4 protein-coding genes are annotated in these 2669 nt (G+C 66.7%); 1 reads left to right on the forward strand and 3 read right to left on the reverse strand.

Annotation, left to right across the window (positions count from 1 at the left end; translation table 11 throughout):
* Positions 1–286: 286 nt before the first annotated feature.
* From VEG08_08110 to VEG08_08120, 3 genes are read right to left on the reverse strand one after another with little or no spacing between them, the layout of a single operon-like run.
* Complete coding sequence (locus tag VEG08_08110; protein HXZ27946.1) at positions 287–1351, reverse strand: hypothetical protein; 1065 nt, start codon at positions 1349–1351, stop codon at positions 287–289.
* Positions 1352–1361: 10 nt separating this feature from the next.
* Positions 1362–1697, reverse strand: a complete 336-nt coding sequence (locus VEG08_08115) for a helix-turn-helix domain-containing protein (GenBank protein ID HXZ27947.1) — start codon at positions 1695–1697, stop codon at positions 1362–1364.
* 33 nt (positions 1698–1730) lie between these two features.
* Entirely contained in the window at positions 1731–2072 is a 342-nt protein-coding gene (locus VEG08_08120; protein HXZ27948.1) for a hypothetical protein, read from the reverse strand.
* Between the two features lie 151 nt (positions 2073–2223).
* Here VEG08_08120 and VEG08_08125 point away from each other — a divergent pair.
* Positions 2224–2669, forward strand: a 446-nt coding sequence (locus VEG08_08125) for a hypothetical protein (GenBank protein ID HXZ27949.1), incomplete at its 3' end; no start/stop codon positions are given.

Below are 2669 nucleotides of genomic sequence, written 5' to 3' on the forward strand. Positions count from 1 at the left end.
GGCCGCGTCCAAAATGGCAGCTTGCGATAGTCCACTGGAGACATTCCCCCTCCTCACTTCTATCTTAGGACTGCCCTACATTGCGCCACGCCGAGTCTTCCCCAATTCTTCTGCAAACCCCCGGCTGAGCCGAAAGAAGCACAGTACGCACGGCAGGACGTGTCTCCGCGACATGGCCGCCGCCTGCACACGCTGTGGATCAGTGTGGAACACATAATGCAACTTGGGTAACCACTTCAATGCGCGCCTCGCTGCCATCGAATCACGGCAGGCCTGTGCGGCCAACCTAATTATGAGCGATTTCTTCGAGGAAAACGGGTAACACTTTCCTGTTCTGAGTGATGCTGATCGCTCCGTTGCTTTGTAACCAAGTTTCTACCGCGAGACGCCGGACTACTTCAGCTTGCCGTTGAGTATGAACCGCCCGGGCCCGGATAAGCGTCCGGGTCAGTTCGTTGATCTCATCGAAGACCTCCCTTCGCTTGCGACGAGTATACGCCTTCAGGGCTGGCCTCGCATCCTGGAACACCCGGCAGGCCACGTGCCCATCGAGACAGCGGCGGGGGCGATGGTTCAGTTCGTGCGCCAACACCTCCGCCCAGCCTTGCACCTGGGAGTCCGGGATTGGACCGCTGGCGAGGATCTTCGCCACTAGCGGAGGTTTCAGTTCCCGGACCGCGCGTTCCATCCCGCCGTTGTACGGTGGATAGTGGAGTGGTGAGTTCAGCGGCATCACGAGGTAACGGGCCAGCACCTCATCGACCGCTCGCTGATTGAGATTGGAGCCGTTGTCGCGCTTGAGCACGAGCGGCGGTCCATACTGCACGAACAGGTGTTCCAGCCGAGCGGCTACGGATTCTCCGAAGATTCGCTCTCCCACCCAGGGTGTGAACTTAAAGCGCGAGGCGAGATCCTGCACCTGGTGCAGGCGCAGGCACTGGTGCGGCAGTCGCGCCAACTCCGCGTCGTCCAGCGACCAGACCAGGCCGGGCACGTGCCAGGTGATGTGGCGGCATTCGGCCTGGCGCTGTTGGGCCAGCTCCCGCCGCAGCGTCTCGGTCAGCGCCTGCAGCTCGCGACGGGAGACTTGGGGTCGGTACTGCCGATACACTGCCCCGATTCCCCGGCTGCGCTCGTGGCCATGGTGCAGGCGGGCCACCTCTCCGTGCAGCTCTTCCAGGCTCAGGGGCGCTACCTTCTTCGGCCCCGGCCGGAACCGGGCCGGCTGGCCCTGCGCCAGGCGCTGCTTCCACCGCCGGAAGGTCCCATACGGCACGCCCACGGACCGGCAGAGGCGTTGGTACGGCCAGCGCACTTGGCGTTTCAGTTGGGTCAGGGTGGTCAGCATCATAGCGGCGACCTCAGCCGTTTTTTTTATCCGGCTGCGCCAGCACCTGCCGGATCCGCTCCGTCTGCTCCAGGACCGTGAGCTTCGCCTGGAGCTCCGCCGTCTGGCGCCGGAGGGCCTCCTTCTCCGGGTCGCGCGGCTGCCGCGCGCGCCCCTGGCCCCGGTCCTCCAAGGCCTCCACCATCGCCGCCAAGGCCCGGCGCTCCCACTTGTAGTACGTCTTGCGGGAGACCCCCAGCTGCCGGGCCGCCGCCTCGGCCGTCAACACGCCGCTCCGCACCTGCAGGATCAGCTGCGCCCGCTGCCGGGCCAGGGCTGGCCGGTCGGGTTGGGCCGTCGGATCGCGCATCGCAGGATCCTCCCGCTCCGCGGGGAGCATCGGCTACTTGGGGGGCGGGGGCGCCTTCGGGTCCTGGAGCTTGGCCAGCCGCTTCTCCAGTGTGGCCAGGCGGCCCTGCTGCCGCACCGCCTGGCGCGCCACCAGCCGTTCCAGCTTCGGGCTCAGCGCGGGGCCCGGTTCCCGCCGCGTCGGCGTCTCCAGCGCCTGGAGCATCGCCGCCAGCGCCCGCTCTTCCCAATGGGCGAGCACCTTCGGGCTGATCGCCAGCTCCTGGCAGAGGTCCGCCGGGCGTCGCCGCTCGGTCCAAAGCGACAGCACCGCCTGCACCCGCTGCTGCGCAGTATACGGCAGCGGCTCCTTCTTGGCTCTGCTTTCCGTGCTCACGGGTTCCTCCTGCCAGGTCGTAGGTGACCTCTCGTTGCGGTTGCGGCTCGGCGCCATCGACGAGCATCTTCACGCGGCCCTTCTCCGCCCGGATCACCACCGACTGCTCGCCCAGCCGCCCCACCATGTAGAATGGGCTCTGGGGTTCCCCATGGAGCGCGAGCTCCAGCACGTTCTCCTGGATGCCGCGCTCGATCACCTGCCGGAGCTCCTGCGCGATGCCGAAGAAGCGATCCGCCGGGCAGAGCCCCTCCAGGCCCTGGTGGGGCCGCCGGTGGTTGTAGTGCTGCACCCAGAGCCGCACCCGCTCGCAAGTCGCGTCGAAGCTCTCGAACTGGGCGCGCTCGAGGAACTCCTCCCAGATCGTCTTCCAGAAGCGCTCGATCTTGCCCAGGGTCATGGGGTGATGGGGCCGGCTCTTCAGGTGGTGCACCCGATCCTTCTTGAGCTCGGCCTCGAACCGCGTCGTGCCCCGCCAACTGGAGTACTGGCGGCCTTGATCGGAGAGCATTTCCTTGGGCACGCCATACTCGGCCACCGCCCGGCGATAGACCTCCAGCACGTGCTCCGCTGTCTGGCTGCGGAAGACGTCGAGCC

This window comes from Terriglobales bacterium (assembly GCA_035624475.1).
Classification (GTDB): domain Bacteria; phylum Acidobacteriota; class Terriglobia; order Terriglobales; family Acidobacteriaceae; genus DASPRL01.